At 43.7% G+C, this 15,913-nt stretch carries 10 protein-coding genes; 7 read left to right on the forward strand and 3 right to left on the reverse strand.

The features are described 5' to 3' along the window. The first annotated feature begins 51 nt into the window (after positions 1–51). Positions 52–1,074 (forward strand): SPASM domain-containing protein, encoded by a 1,023-nt coding sequence (locus tag V7Q33_RS10085; protein ID WP_331983450.1) that lies wholly within the window; start codon positions 52–54, stop codon positions 1,072–1,074. Position 1,075: 1 nt separating this feature from the next. Here V7Q33_RS10085 and V7Q33_RS10090 read toward each other — a convergent pair whose 3' ends face one another. Continuing rightward, positions 1,076–1,255: a FeoB-associated Cys-rich membrane protein gene (locus V7Q33_RS10090; RefSeq protein WP_331983448.1), complete on the reverse strand. Its 180-nt coding sequence runs from the start codon at positions 1,253–1,255 to the stop codon at positions 1,076–1,078. Between the two features lie 203 nt (positions 1,256–1,458). On the opposite strand from V7Q33_RS10090, the gene V7Q33_RS10095 reads away from it, so the two are divergent. The 3 genes from V7Q33_RS10095 (at position 1,459) to V7Q33_RS10105 (ending at position 7,064) form a co-directional block, all read left to right on the forward strand. Continuing rightward, entirely contained in the window at positions 1,459–3,867 is a 2,409-nt protein-coding gene (locus V7Q33_RS10095) for an ABC transporter permease (RefSeq protein ID WP_331983446.1), read from the forward strand. A 215-nt stretch (positions 3,868–4,082) separates the two neighbouring features. Further along, complete coding sequence (locus tag V7Q33_RS10100) at positions 4,083–5,843, forward strand: cache domain-containing protein (RefSeq protein ID WP_333819758.1); 1,761 nt, start codon at positions 4,083–4,085, stop codon at positions 5,841–5,843. A 24-nt stretch (positions 5,844–5,867) separates the two neighbouring features. Continuing rightward, the gene (locus V7Q33_RS10105; RefSeq protein ID WP_333819759.1) at positions 5,868–7,064 is read left to right on the forward strand and encodes a porin; all 1,197 of its coding nucleotides are present in this window, start codon (positions 5,868–5,870) and stop codon (positions 7,062–7,064) included. 17 nt (positions 7,065–7,081) lie between these two features. Here the strand turns inward: V7Q33_RS10105 and V7Q33_RS10110 are convergent, their stop codons facing one another. Both V7Q33_RS10110 and V7Q33_RS10115 read right to left on the reverse strand, forming a co-directional pair. Next, positions 7,082–8,857, reverse strand: coding sequence for a hypothetical protein (locus tag V7Q33_RS10110; RefSeq protein WP_333819760.1), 1,776 nt, complete (start codon positions 8,855–8,857; stop codon positions 7,082–7,084). Positions 8,858–9,038: 181 nt separating this feature from the next. Continuing rightward, on the reverse strand, positions 9,039–9,869 hold the full coding sequence (locus V7Q33_RS10115) for an endonuclease/exonuclease/phosphatase family protein (RefSeq protein WP_333819761.1): 831 nt from the start codon (positions 9,867–9,869) through the stop codon (positions 9,039–9,041). 363 nt (positions 9,870–10,232) lie between these two features. On the opposite strand from V7Q33_RS10115, the gene V7Q33_RS10120 reads away from it, so the two are divergent. The 3 genes from V7Q33_RS10120 to V7Q33_RS10130 all read left to right on the forward strand — a co-directional run bounded on the left by V7Q33_RS10120 (position 10,233) and on the right by V7Q33_RS10130 (position 15,896). Then, complete coding sequence (locus V7Q33_RS10120) at positions 10,233–10,901, forward strand: C40 family peptidase (RefSeq protein ID WP_333819762.1); 669 nt, start codon at positions 10,233–10,235, stop codon at positions 10,899–10,901. A 10-nt stretch (positions 10,902–10,911) separates the two neighbouring features. Further along, on the forward strand, positions 10,912–11,859 hold the full coding sequence (locus V7Q33_RS10125; RefSeq protein WP_331983434.1) for a coiled-coil domain-containing protein: 948 nt from the start codon (positions 10,912–10,914) through the stop codon (positions 11,857–11,859). A gap of 143 nt (positions 11,860–12,002) precedes the next feature. Beyond that, on the forward strand, positions 12,003–15,896 hold the full coding sequence (locus V7Q33_RS10130) for a hypothetical protein (protein ID WP_333819763.1): 3,894 nt from the start codon (positions 12,003–12,005) through the stop codon (positions 15,894–15,896). Positions 15,897–15,913: the final 17 nt, after the last annotated feature.

Consider the following 15,913-nt stretch of genomic DNA (forward strand, 5'->3'; position numbering starts at 1 on the left):
ACCACATTACCATAATCCAACCGATACTTTTGGACAGTATCTTGCACCATCATGATGCGTGCGTGGAAAGATCAGTTGAATTTTGCCTCCGGCCTTACATCCAGGCGGATGTGGAACGCAGCGCAGATATTTTCCAGCTATCACTGGTCGCAATACACAGGATCTGCGGTTATTCAGGGCATGCCTGTCAGCATATCGTTTGAACCGACTACTTCGTGTAACCTGCGTTGCCCCGAGTGCCCCAGCGGGCTCAGATCGTTTACACGGCCTACGGGTATGTTGCAGCAACCGTTGTTTCAGCAAGTGATCGATCAGCTTGCCCCTACACTTAGTTACCTTACTTTTTACTTTCAGGGCGAGCCGTATTTGCATCCGCAATTTCTGGACATGGTGCAATACGCAGCCGAACGAAAGATATATACGGCAACATCAACCAATGCACACTATCTGAAGGATGAAAATGCCCGGCTTACCGTAGCGTCAGGTTTAGATCGCCTGATTATTTCTATTGACGGCACCACGCAGGATACATATCAATCCTATCGAGTAGGAGGAAGCCTGGATAAAGTGATCGAAGGCACACGCAATATTCTGGCGTGGAAAAAGAAACTCAAATCGCTTACGCCACACGTTATCTTTCAGTTTTTGGTGGTGAAGCCGAATGAACATCAGATACCCGAAGTATATGCGCTTGCAAAAGAATTAGGTGTTGATCAGGTAGTGCTCAAGACTGCGCAGATATATGATTACGAACAAGGTTCTGATCTTATACCCTTGCAGGAAAAATATTCGCGCTATCGTAAGTTGAATGATGGCACATATACCATCAAGAACAGACTTGATAATCATTGCTGGAAGATGTGGCACAGTTGTGTGATTACGTGGGATGGTAAAGTAGTGCCGTGTTGTTTTGATAAAGATGCGCACCATGTGTTGGGCGATCTCACAAAAGATTCATTCGAATCGATCTGGAAAGGAAAAGACTATCAGAATTTCAGAGCAGCGTTGCTCCGGTCGAGAAGCGAAATAGAGATTTGCAGAAATTGTACAGAAGGTACAAAAGTGTGGGTATAGATCAGAAGCCCTTTTCTTTCATTTGCTTTTCAATCTTGGCAAAGTCGAGCGAAGAAGCAGCACCACATTTACCACAACCCGATTCGCATGCCGATTTGGCTTTAAGATTACGATAAAGCATACGCCCCACATAAAAGAGAGCGGCCAGAAACACCAGGGCTACAATCGCATTCTGAATCATATCGCAAGATACTTATACTTCAGAGAACTCTACACACATCGCGAAGGTTCCACAACGCCCATTAAATGTCCGCAGCCGGACGAGCACTTACAGATCCGTACAAGCAACATTTCGCATAGGCTTCAAAAACCGCATGTTTTATACATAATCCGGTATGGCACGATGTTGAAAGAAGGACGATGGGCCCTGAAAATCTAATAACTATGTTTAAAAATTATCTTAAAACCGCCATCCGAAACCTGCTGCGCAATAAAGGCATTGCTGTTATCAACCTGGCAGGACTTACCCTGGGCATAGCGTGTAGCCTGGTGTTGTTTCTGATGGTGCTGTATATGAGCAGCTACGATAATTTTCAATCGAAGCGCGACCGTATATACCGCGTGGTGAATAAATGGCAAGGTAACAATGGTATTGAATATCAGTCTGGTGTGCCGGCTGTATTGCCTGATGCATTTCGTACTGATTTCCCTGAAGCTGAACAAGTAGTATTTATTTCAAAAGGCAGAAGCTCGCTTGTATCTATACCCGAACGAAACGGTGAGTACAAAAAGTACCAGGAAGATGAAGGTATAGCCTACACAGAGCCATCGTATTTTAAAGTATTTGATCGCCCTATACTTTCCGGCAATGCCGATAAAGCGCTGGACGAACCCAACGAGGCAATTGTAGCCGCATCGTGGGCTAAAAAATATTTCGGTAAAGAAGATGTCGTTGGCGAAGTATTAAAGTACGATGACCAGGAGTATCGCGTAACAGCTGTGATGGAAGATGCTCCATCCAATACTGATTTTCCGTTTCATTTGCTGCTCTCTTACAGCACCATAAAAAAAGCTCGTGATGAAAGCAGATGGACGAGCATCTGGAGTGGTGAGCATTGTTACTTTTTGTTAAAGGAGCAAGAGTTGATCGCACATGTGGAAAGACGCATGCCTGCATTCTCCAAAAAATATCTGGGTAATGATAATTCAGAGGCTAAATCAGAATTTTTTGTAGTGCCTTTAACTACGATACATTTTGACGATCGCTTTGAAACCTATTCTGAAAGTACTGTAACGCGCAGCACACTTATGGGCTTTGCTGCCATTGGGTTGATATTAATCATTACGGCATGCATCAACTTTATAAATCTTTCTACAGCGGAAGCGATCAAACGATCGAAAGAAGTGGGCATTCGAAAATCACTTGGAAGTACACGTGCCCAGTTAGTGCGACAGTTTCTAGGTGAGACCACACTGGTTACACTTACCGCAGTGATATTGGCACTGGCCATGACACAACTCACCCTCGGTTTTGTAAATCCGTTTATGAAATTGAATCTGACGCTTGATTTTACAAATGGCGCCTTATGGGTATTCCTGCTTTCTGTTACCGCTGTGGTGTCCATATTATCAGGGCTATATCCTGCGTTTGTTGTATCGGGTTATAAACCTGTGCTGGCATTGAAGAACCTGATCACCAATAAAAATTCATCAGGCTATATTTTGCGCAGAGGTTTGGTAGTACTGCAGTTCTGTATATCGCAGGTACTCATTATCGGTACCATTGTTATCGTAAACCAGATACGATACTCGCAAACCAAAGAATTAGGCTTTGCAAAAGATGCCATCATTATAGCACCCATCCCTGAAAAAGAACAACCCAATGCCCCTGGTGCCGGTGTGAGCAAGATGCGTACACTGCGTGATGAATTGGCACGTGTGCCTGGTGTTATAACAACCAGCCTGGCGAGTGCCCCGCCATCGTACGGCCATGTATCAAGTACCGATTTTCGTGTGCAGGGTGCCGACAAGTCATACGAAACACAGGTAAAACAGATCGATGGCAATTATCTGGATTTATATAAGATCGAATTGCTGGAAGGACAGAACGTACAAGACCTCGATACGGCCAACGGATTTTTGGTGAACGAGCGACTGGCCCAGATTGCCGGCTTCAACAACCCCACTGATATGATCGGAAAAGTTGTCAAGCTATGGGGTAAAGATCTTCCCGTGGTAGGTATCGTAAAGAATTTTCATACCATGTCGTTACATGAGCCTATCGAAGCCACCATGCTCTTTAACCGCATCAGAAATTATGAAACGCTGGCAATAAAAGTAGATATGCGCCAGGCACAAAACGTGATTAACGCACTAAAAACAAAATGGGAAGCCACCTATCCGGAACATTTATTTGAGTATCAGTTTCTCGATGAAAATATAGGAGAGTTCTACGAAGGTGAACAACGCTTGTCGGTATTGCTTACAGCATTTACTTCCATGGCTATATTTATTGGTTGCCTGGGCCTGTTTGGTTTAGCCACGTTTATGGCTAACCAAAAAACAAAGGAGATCGGTGTAAGAAAAGTGCTGGGAGCATCTGTAGAAAGCATTGTGCTCATGTTCTCGAAGGAGTATATAAAGCTCATCCTGTTGGGCTTTCTGTTTGCAGCACCACTTGGCTGGTTTGTAATGAATATGTTCCTGGAAAAATTTGTGTACAAAATTGAACTGGGCCCCGCTATATTTCTGCTTACACTGGGAGCTACATTACTTATTGCCATGCTTACCGTAGGTTATAAATCCGTTCGCGCAGCCACCGTTAACCCCGTAAACGCCCTGCGCTCCGAGTAGTCTTTTAAAACTTTAACCCTTGAACTTTAAACTTATTTAACCATCCTTTCTCCTTCATACCTTGAAAAAGCCTTTAGAAATAAAGGCTTTTTTACATTTTTATGCGGTTTTTAGCGTCTTTAACCACTTGCTAAGAACAATTTGACAATTGCTCATTTCTAATCCCATTGTGTTAGAAATCTTCGTAAGTTGTATATATTTCTACCCCCTCTTCTATGAAACTCAAACAACAAATCACACTCCTGATTAGTCTGGCATTACTCGTGCCTTCCGTACTAATCAGTTCGATTGCTATCTCCAAGATAAAATCACAAGTAACCAGCGACATCGAGTTTTATCGTGTGGATGAAATGAACAAACTCAAAATGTATATCAAACACATCACGGATATTGCCTATGGTGTTGTGGAAGTAAACTACAAGCAGATGCAGGATTCGCTGGCTTCGATTGATAGTACCGTATCCGCAGATGTTCTGAAAAAGCAAATGCTCGATAAATGTCTGACTACACTATCTCAAATACGATTCGATAAGGGTGAGGGTTATTTTTGGGTAACGGATAACAAGTTACCTTACCCAACCATGCTGATGCATGCCGAAAAGAAAAATCTGAAGGGTGTTGTACTGGATGATCCCAAGCACAACGTAGAGCGCAACACCAACCGGAATATATACCAGGTTCGTTCCGAGCTTTGCAATGCCAAAGGCGAAGCGTATGTAGAATATAGCATGAAGAAGCCGGGTTCCAGTGAAGTAGTGAATAAGCTTTCGTATTCACGCTTGTATGCACCATTGGGCTGGATTATTTCCACCGGTTTTTATACCGATCATATTGAGCATTCCATCGCCGCCAAGGAAGCCGATGTAGCCAAACAGATTCGCCAGGTTTCGATTGCTATTGTAGGGATTACAATACTGATACTGGTTACGGGTTTAACGATATCTTTCTACTTCAGCACGCGCCTTACGCAGGCGATCATTACCATCAAAGAAAAACTCGCGCAATTGGCGCGTGGTGAACAAACGGAAGAGGTGTCTTCATCTCGTAAAGATGAAGTGGGCGATATGACCACTTCACTCAATTCGCTGGTGAAAGGGCTGCGTAGCTATACTTCTTTTGCCAAAGAAATAGGTAAGGGCAACCTGGTGCAGACTTTTGAACCGCTCAGCAAGTCAGATATACTTGGCAACGAGTTGCTCGACATGCGCAACAACCTGAAGAAAGCTGCCGATGAAAAGAGCGTTCGTGATTGGGTGAATGAAGGCATGGCACAGATGGGCGAAGTATTGCGTGGACACAGTGGCGATACCCGGGAGCTGGCGCACGAGATCATCAAATCGCTCATCAAGTATCTGAAGGCAAACCAGGGTGCATTGTTCCTGACGGTATTAGGCGATAGGGAAGAGGATGCATACCTGGAGCAGGCTGCAACGTACGCTTACGACCGGAAGAAATTCATGTCGAAAAAAGTAGAAATGGGAGAAGGCCTTGTGGGGCAATGTGTGTTGGAAAAGGCCACCATTCACATGGTTGATATTCCTAAAAATTATGTTGCTATCACATCTGGTTTGGGGGAAGCACTTCCTGAAACTATACTCATCGTTCCGCTGATCCATAATGAAGAGGTATATGGTGTGATTGAGATTGCATCCTTCAGCAGGTTGCGGCCCCACGAGATACGCTTTGTAGAGAAGGTAGCCGAAAGTATAGCAAGCACGGTATCAACAGTACAAATTAACGAGCGCACCAAGCGCTTGCTGGAACAAAGCCAGCAAATGGCGGAAGAGTTGAAAGCACAGGAAGAAGAGCTTCGTCAAAACCAGGAAGAGTTACAGGCTACACAAGAGCAAATGCGCAGACGCCAGGTTGAACTGGAACGCGAAAACGAAATGTTGAAGCGAGAAAAATCGGTGATCATCGAAACAAAAATGATTGGTCAGTTGCCTGCCGAAGCATGGACAAACAAAAGCTTTTAATGAAAAGAAAGACCTGCCTGCCCAATGAAACGATCTTTTATAGCGCTTGCTTTTTTATTGCTCCATTGCCCGCTTCGTGCACAGGAAAATTATTGGATCAAGCCGGATAGTCTTTTCAAATATGTACAACCCGTAGCAAGTCTTCAATTCTGGAGTGCTTATACACAAGGTGAAAAAGCACAGCTTACTGCCAATGGCCCGATGGAAGCAGTGCAAAATCGCCTGAACTTTTTTATCCGCAGGGCGCGCATTGGTTTTAAAGGCAAGCCCTATAAGAAACTGAATTACGTGCTGATGATCCAGTATGATAATATAGGGAAAGATAAATTCAGCGGTGTGCGTGGGTCAGCAAATACCGGTACACTGGGTATACTGGATGCCTATGCTACCTGGCGCCTCAGCAACAACGACATGGCTTCTGTAACACTTGGTTATTTTCACCCGCAGATCAGCCGCGAGTGTGTTACTGGCGACTTGCTTGTAAACTCGCTCGATAAATCGCCAACGCAAAGCTATATACGCCAGGATATTGATGGTAAAAGTTACGGACGTGCCACTGGTATAAACCTGGGTGGTATGACGGCCAAACATTTTGTTACGATCGATTACAACATTGGTATATTCAGCAACAACACAACCTCTACACAATTTGCAGAAAGCACCGGGCGATATTGGAGTCCGCTGGTAGTAGATCGTGTAACGTTTACCATTGGCGATCCTGAAAAGAAAACGTATGCCATCAATTATGATGCAAACAATTACTACAGCAAACGCAAAGGTATAACCCTCGGTCTCAACAGCTCCATGCAAGGCAAGACCGATATATTTACTGCTAACTATGCCGCTGGGTTTGATGTGCTCTTTAATTATAACAACTGGAACATTGATGGCGAGTGGATGTACATGGAGAGACATAAGGAAGGCCAGCGCCATGTTATGAAAGCTTCTCACATCCGGGCCGGGTATAACATTATTGTGAAGGATAAATACTTTCTGGAGCCTTGCGTGATGGTGGCAGCGTTTGATGGCGATGAAGGTGCACAATTCAGTGGCGAAGATCAGACGCTGGATGTCGGCTTGAATTGGTATCTCAACAAGAAGAATTGCAAGCTCAGCATACACTATATCGCTCAGAAAGGTCATGGCGATAACAACTATACCGATAATGCTACCTTTAAGAAAGGTGATTTTGCGGCCCTGGCATTGGTTGTGTTGATGTAATTAAATTTTTAACAACATCAGTTATACTGTATAAACGATGGCGGGTTTACAAACCGTCCGCTATATTTCAGCCGCACGTTTGTACTTATCTTGAAGCTGAATTCACTCACACCCTTCACAGCAGTAGGGAAGTAAAAAGCACGCAACTCAATCGTGCCGAAGATCAGGTTTTCATTTCGGATGCGCACGCCACCCGTTGTACCCCAAAAAAAGTCGTGTGTCTCAGCCGTCTTTGGTACAACTTTCAGAATAGCATTTTCAAGTGACAGGAACGGGGCAAACCGGAAACCTATCAGCTTCCAGTTTGTGAAAAGTGTCGTCTCCAATCGGAGGGAAATGCGTTGTGAGCCATAAAGGCTGTCGGGTGCGAAGCCTGTTAATTCATCATTCAACGTGAGCAGCTCGCGTGTAACGTTGTTAAACGACCGCGCATATCCCGCCTGTACCAAATGCCTGATCTTTACTTTGCCAGGCTCATAGAGCTTGCTATACATCGTTCCGTTGACATAGAAGAAAGTGTCAGACGATTTTTTGTTTGTGAAGAATGTACCGATGCCGGTTTGCAGCGTAGCAAAGCTTCCGTTCCTGTTCACAAATCCTTTCACCAGGGAAGCTCCCGCATACATTCGCTTCATGCCGAGTTCTTTTACCCAGCCTGTGGTAATGCTTACAGTTTTACCATAAGGCACGTCTTCCGTTCTTCCGAAACCATATATATAGCGCGTCTTATAGAAGTTTTGATTATAGAAAGTCATTTCACCCAGCACAAATTTTTGATCGTTGTAAATGGGATTAAATTCTTCCTGAGGTTGCCTGGGTTGTTGCGAGTAATGCTGCCGGTAATAACGGATTGCGATGAAATGCCGATCGCGGTTTCGTGCCAGATTGCCAATGCTGAAGTTGTAACCGCCCCACACATCTTCAATGTTATACCTGTATTTTCTGAAAAGACTATCAGGATGCTGATATACATTGCGCGACCAGTTACGACTCACTTCAAGACCTCCTGCAAGTCGCGAGTACGGTGAAACCAAGGGGCGATCCAGGCGCACAAAATAGGCATATTCATTTTCGTTGCCGAGGCTTCGTGCATTGTCAAGTTGAGTATAGCCTACCGTTGCATTGATAAGACTTCCACCCAAACTGGATTTGCGATACAATACATCAAAGCCAATAAAGGGAGCACGGTTCCCCATAAAACCAATGTCCGTTTGCAGCCGCTGACCCATACCGAACAAGTTGGCATCATAGAGGCCGATCCGGTAATCATCTATACCAGACGTAGACACGCGTCCGCCCAAACTGAACACATCTCGCGTTACAATTTCCAGGTCTACCGAGTCTTCGCTGATTCGGTGCACGATGATCTTGGAATCGAGAATGAAATCCAGATCGCGCAGATAACGTTCATTGTCCGCTACACGATAGGGGTTCAGTGGTTTATTCTCGCGAAGGAACAGGTTGTTACGGATAATGTTTTCGCGCGTAGTAGAGTGAAGGGAGTTCGCAACTTTGGTAATGCGGTTCCGGAAACTACGCGAAGAGTCATACATCGTACGCTCGAATCCGATGTGGTTGATAATAATATGACGGATGATCTTGCCCTCATATGGCAGAAAAGGCGCTTCACTTTTTATGGTGATCTCAGCGTCAGGACCAGGCTTTTTTGAAATGGTCTTTATTACCTCCTTCGAAAGCCGGTTGTCAAGAATCCTGTTCCGGGTCGTGTCGGTTTGCGCGCGCAGTTCCGTGTAAAGAACCAGGAGTAAAACAAACAGCGCAAACAGCCTCATGCCAGACAATTGAAAAGATTGATTGGAAGATACGAAAAAGGTTAACGAAGAAGCCCTCTGTATATTGAACTTTCGGTATAACTTTTCTCAGTGTTATTCAATGCAAAAACTGTTCCCTCTGCTTCTATGGGTCTCGCACAGGCAGAAGATGATTGTTTTAGCATTAATGTTAAATACTGAATTACTGTTGCGAAAATTCACATAGAACCGGTAGATGATCGGAAGGATAATATGCACCATCATTGTCAGTAATAACCTGGTAATTTTTGGCTGTCCACCCATCCGTATAAAATATATAGTCGATCACCTTGCAGGCATTCTGGGTAACAAAAAAGGTGCAGAACGTTCCCTGCGTTTCGGATGCAGGACGGGCAGTATATAATTTCAAAATATTTCCATTAATCATGGTAGTATAGGCCGACTGCGAGGGCTCGCTGTTGAAGTCGCCCGTTACAAGTACGGGAAGCCCGTTACCCAGCAATGCTATTTTTTGTTTGATCAGCACAGCGCTCTTTTCGCGAGCCACTTCACCGATATGATCAAAGTGTGTATTCACAGTCAGAAAATCTTTCTTCGAAGCGAGATCGTGTACAACGGCCCACGTTGCAATGCGCGTAATGGCAGCGTCCCAGCTTTTGCTTCCCGGCACCTCGGGTGTTTCTGAAAGCCAGAATGTATTTTGTCTGGTAATGGTAAATCGTTGTTTCTTGAGCAGAATGGCTGAGTATTCGCCGTTTGTTTTTCCGTCATCGCGCCCTACACCCACATAAGTATAGCCTGGCAGGTTGTTTAGCAGATCCTGTAGTTGATGATGCAGCGCTTCCTGTACACCCAGTATATCAGGATTGTATTTCCGGATCAGCGCATATACTTTTTCAGTTCTCTTCGGCCACTGATTTATACCATCCGATTCGTGATCGAGACGAATGTTATAAGTCATTACTTTCAATGATTGTGCCTGTGCTGCCAGTGATAGCGTCATGAGTAAAACAAGCGAAAAAAAATTATTCATTAGGAATGCATGGTTGTACTGCAAGATAAACAGCAGTAGGTTAATTTGGTTTTAATTTTCTATCAGCAGTTGATTACCACCAAAATACTGCGTAGTATTATAGACCAATTCAAACGCTGCATTGCTTCGTTGGCTTTATATTTTGTGCGGGAGCAAAAAAGCAAACAGCTATATCATTCCCCGGTTGTACTGAACTTATGCTCACATAAACCCTCTGTCTATGAAACACGCTCAAGTCTTCTCCTCTCGCACCGTATCCGGTTGAATCGTAACAGCCCGTTCCGTTTTTGCTCTTCTTTGCAGCCGCAAGGCTGATCGTCCCTGCTTTCTATTTCTTCACTTTACGCGAACGTTATATTACGAATGGATAGTATCATTAAAATTGCTGTAGCCGAGCTGGGCCAGAAAGAAGTGCCCGGTGCCGGAAACAATGCAGCTATAGTCCGCTATGCACAGGAATCGGGCTTTACCAATATCAATAATGATGAAACATCGTGGTGCAGTATATTTCTGAACTGGTGTGCTAAAAAAGCCGGCCTTCGCGGTACCGGCAAAGCAGATGCACGCTCCTGGTTATTGGCAGGGCAGCGTGTAGATAACAATCCCGAGCCAGGTGATATAGTAGTGTTCTGGCGCGAGAGCATCAACTCCTGGAAAGGCCACGTAGGTATATTTTTCGGTTTTTCGAAAAATAACACGCGTGTGTATTGCCTTGGTGGCAATCAGGGCAACCAGGTTTCCATCTCCGCTTTTCCCGTTGCCAATGTGTTAGGATTTCGCAGGCTGGCAACATCCACGGTAATGGTGCTTCCTGATAAAGCACTTCGCCCCGGCAGCACGGGCGATGACGTAAAGATACTTCAAAACGCTTTGAAGCTTGCCGGTTTTGATTGTGGTACTTCGGATGGTATATTCGGCACCAGGACAGAAGCTGCAGTAAAGGCATTGCAGAGCACCCGGGTAAACCTGCCGATAAGTGGTATATTCGATGTCGCTACAAGGCTATATCTGCTCGAAGTTTTAAATCAATAATTAACCCTATATGTCTGGCTTTGCTATTCTCGATCTCGTTATTGGCTTGATATTCATTTACTTTTTACTCAGCCTGGCATGTTCTGCCGTACAGGAAATTATTTCGAGTTTTCTGAAACTTCGTCCGAGAGTACTGAATGAATGGGTGCGAGACACCTTCAAAAAAGGTGGAACCGGCGATGCTATATTGGAACATAAACTTATTGATGGCCTTACCGGCAAAGGAAGGATGGCCTCGTATATACCTGCCGATAAGTTTGCAAAAGTTTTACTGGATATTGTGCATCGCCAGTTGAGCGACAAGCCCTATACTATCGATACGCTGCAACAAGCCGTAACCAATACGAACCTGCTTGACGATGATCTGAAACGAAATATACTTCAGTCCATAGCCGAAGCAAACGGAGAGATTGATAAGGTACGGAAAGATATTGAAGTCTGGTTCGACCAAGCCATGCAGCGCGTATCAGGTACCTATAAAAAGAAAGCACATGTTATTATACTTTGTATCTCGCTGGTGTTAACCGTACTGGTTAATGCAGATTCGATTGATCTCGCCCGCTACCTGTACGAAAACCCTGCCGTGCGACAAAGTCTTGCCGATCGTGCATCGCAGATCGTAAATGATTCTTCTTACATAGACCTGGTAAATGAAGCCAAAGCAGCGAAATACGATTCGTTGCATCCCTGGAAAAATGCTGACGAGGCCGTGAAGCAAGTCAATGCCAGTGTAAAAGAATTAAAAACATTCAAAACAGAGCTTGACGCTACTGCACTGCCGGTAGGCTGGCAGAAAGACGTCAAGTATAACTGGATAACAAAAATATTCGGGTTGCTCGTAACAGCGTTGGCTGTATCGCTGGGAGCTCCGTTCTGGTTCGATATGTTGAATAAACTTGTAAACCTGCGCAGCGTGGGAAAGAAACCTGAGTCAAGCACTGAACAGGATTCGAAGTAAGCGAACCGGTAGCATATATATAGGGTGCCTGTTTTTTATTGAGATGATCGCCTTCGATCCTCTATATTGTATTTGCATCCGGAGTAGGTGGCAATAGATATCCGGATGTGCGAAGCTGTTGGTCTGTATATAAATGAGATCCTATGAAACTGCCTGCCCTGACGAAGAAGTTTTGGATAGTTATCGCTACGATTATCGTAGTGGGTCTATTGTTTGCCTATTACCTGCTTGTGTATGTTAGTAACCGACAGGCAGAAGTAATAGCACAGAATTATCGTGTGTTAAAAAGGGCTGCGGATAATTCGATAGACCTGCGCAAAAACTTTGAAGCAACGATTAACAATTATAAGAACGTTTCACCTAACGAACCTGCGCTGGTTAGGCTTCTGGCGGTGCAGAAGATATACTGTGTCAAAACCGCTGCAGACCAGCAATATAAAGACCTGGACTCTATTTACTTCTCTTCTAAAACATCTGGCGGCTGTACGGTGCGAATGGCAGTATCCGATTTTCTCCCAAGTGCTATTCCAAAGTCATCTTGCTTCGATGATCTCTTTCTGATCAGAACACTGCATAAAGATGCATCAACCAAATTTACCGACATCGGTTATCAAACATTCTACAACCGAATCGAGCTAAAAAAGATGGATAGTCTTTTTGCGCTGGATCATGGTTTGGAGAGCAGTCCGATCGTGGATGCTCGTTTGTTTGGAACCGACTATAAGATTTTTACCACGCGCATACTGATTGCGGATAACGAATCATGGATTTTATGCGGTGCTGTCAAAAATTCAAATTTTAATAAGAAGATCCATGAGGTTGATACCTATACCATCAGCTTCGCCATTCTTATTCTATTGTTTGTATTGCTTGCGATGCCTATTCTGAAATTGATAGTAATGAATGCGGTGGAGCGGCTACGCATTGTCAACGTGTGGTTTACAGGCTTCTCGATTATCGTAGGCACAGCAATCATTATACTTATACTCATATCTGCAAATCATTTCTTCAGCAATAAAGGAGTTGTAGAGAATAGATTGAAAAAGCTTGCTATCGCTGTGAATGGAAATTTTGACAAAGAGTTGAATGAAATCTACGATCAGCTTCGGAATATTCAGGATAAAGTAAATATACCGGGTGACAGTAATCTTGCGGCTTATGATAATTTTTTCAAAACGGATACATATTCAATTAGAACGAATATTCCACCGATCAAGCTTGTGCGATCGGTAGTCGATCCATTCAAACTAAATAAAATTCTGACGTACAAATTTACCAACCAGGTGATGTGGCTTGATGCCAGGGGCGATCAGTTATTCACGCTGGCAACGCAATCTGTAAATAGTTTTAATCTGAGTGCGCGTGAATACTTCACAAAAGCAAGAGACGGAAACTTGTGGACTGTGCCGGGGAAAGATTTAACTAAAAAATTTTCGTTACAATCTATACGGTCTTATCGCAATGGTAGAAATGCTGCCGGCTTTGGTATCCCATTGAAAAAGAATGATGCCCGGGTACTGGCCATGTCAACACGGTTGCATTCCATTATGGATCCGTTGCTTCCGCCTGGCTACGGTTTCTGCATCATGAGTGATAATGGCGATGTGTGGTTTCATTCAGAAAGGCAACGCAACATGCAGGAGAATTTTCTGGACGAAACTGAACGAAATAAGAAGCTGGTGGCGGCTGTTGCCGGAAGAATGCAGCTTTCGTTCAATGCGCCATACGATCACCGAACACATCAGATGTATATACTTCCTGTTAGAAATTTGCCACTATATCTGGTTACGTTTTATGACATGGACTATTACAAGTCGCCTCTGGTGTTATCTGTAGGCTATGCATTTGTATTGATGCTTTTCATGTTTGCTTTGATCGGCATACAATTGCTGCTGCAATTTGTAAGTGTATATCGCCCGACTAAGCTTAAGGTTAAGCGATTTTATTTAAGTTGGCTGCGGCCCAGAAAAATTACTGAAAAGCAATCGACTGAACCAAAAGAAGCCGCTGTGCTTAGAGAGGCAACAATAGAGAAATATCTTCGGTCGGTCGGTGCATTGGCCATGCTAAACATTTTGTTAATAATTCTATTGTTTGCGAGGCACGAGTCAGCGTTTACATTTGGATTCATGGTGTTGCCGCTATATATACTCCTGTTTCAATACCTGCTTTTTGAACGCGAAAATATTTTGCGAAAAGACCCTGAAGCAAAAGTAATACGTCAATCTTTTATCTGGTTGAGTATTGTACTGATTGTGCTGGTAAACTATTTTATCGCCGGGTTGATTGATGATGCGATTCTTATGGTAGCGATACAAATCGTTTTTGCAGGCATTCTGTTGACCGGATATTTTTTGAAATCGTTGAAGCGCCTCATAAAATCAGAGTTTATAGAAAAGCATGCACAGAAGCTATACTTTACAATGGTCTTTCTGTGGCTTGCTGCCGTTTCAGTGCTTCCGGTTTTCGCATTTTACCGAATGGCTTATCATGAAGAATCGCTTACATGGACCAAGTATTTGCAATGGGAAATTGCTCAAAGCGAAACCAAACGAAATGTGAATGTTCAAACTGAATTGGCAGCTTATAAAAAAGATATAGATGCACTCAAGGAGAAGAGTAATTACCTGGGAATAGTGGGTGGTTTTCTCAAATCCGATAAGTTGAATAAATCCTATTCATTGCAAGGCGATACGCTTCGCTATTATTTTGAATTTATATCGCGGCCACCTTTAAACAAATTACTCGATAAAACATTTCCTGTACTGCAGGTTTCAGCAGGCGATAGTGTGTGGTGCTGGTTTGATTCGGAGGATCAATCTAAAGTAGCAATGAAATTTGCTCCGGGAGACGGAAAGCCCTGGTTTTATACAGCAGCTGCCGAACATTTCGATCTCCTCGGCAGTAATTACTTCGTGTTGTTTTTTATTTTACTCATTGGTTTCTTTTACCTCATCTTCCATGTTACGCGTTTTGCCGTGCGAAGTATATTCGGGCTAGGCGTTGTGCTGGATACTCGATTGCTTCAGGATTCACTGACGGAGATTAAGGCAGGTGACTTATCTAAACAGCCCCGCATTTTTTTAGTCGGGCTTCCGTATGCAGGAAAAAATTCACTGCTCGCGGATTTCTCATCTGTTATTAACCTGCGGACTAACCTGGATACTATCAACGTTCCACAGAATGCCGGAGTGATTGTTATAAAGCATTTTGAATACGGTATCAATAGCCATGATGTGAATGATAAGAAGCTGCAATTACTTTTGAGGCTCGTTAACGATGATTCCAAAAAGATCATCATCGTATCTACTATGCAGCCCACCGCTATTTTTGAGTTTTATGAAGAGGCCCTTCAACGTGCTCCTCAGGGAGCGGAGTCTGCAATTTATAAACAAGCTATCCGCCAATGGAAGAATGTGATGAGTGGATTTATACTATATTTTCAGCCGCTTTCTAAGGAAAATAAGATGGCCAATGCAGATGAATTTGTTCAATCAGAACTTAACCACGGACAATTTTTACCAGCACTTGAGCATCACATTCCATTTGAGAGTACCGATACTTATGCATGCCAGGAAAACTTTGTACTAAAGATAGAAGAACTGGCCGATGCCTATTATCAATCGCTGTGGAACTCATTCTCGAACGCAGAGAAGTTCCTTTTGTATGATCTGGCAAAGGACCGGTATGTAAACCTGAAAAATGTAAAAACGATACGTTTGTTGCTTCAGAAAGGCGTGATCGCAGCAGACGATTCTATACAGATCATGAATAAAAGCTTTGGAAACTTTATACTTTCTGTAGTAAGTGAAGATGAGGAAATACAGATGGAAAAGGAGCTGAGCCAGAAAGGAAGCTGGAATATAGTGCAGTCTGTATTGATTGTTCTACTGATTGGCCTGGTGGCTTTTATAGCCATTGCCCAGCAAGACTTATTCCGCGATTTAAATGTGTTGATTGGCGCTTTGGGTTCTGCGATTGCCTTGCTTACCCGCTTTGGAGGTTTATTCAATTTCGCCAAACCTAAAGATGGATAAAGTATAAGGAGTATACT

The sequence above is a fragment of the Ohtaekwangia sp. genome (assembly GCF_036786105.1).
In the GTDB taxonomy this organism is placed as follows: domain Bacteria; phylum Bacteroidota; class Bacteroidia; order Cytophagales; family Cyclobacteriaceae; genus Ohtaekwangia.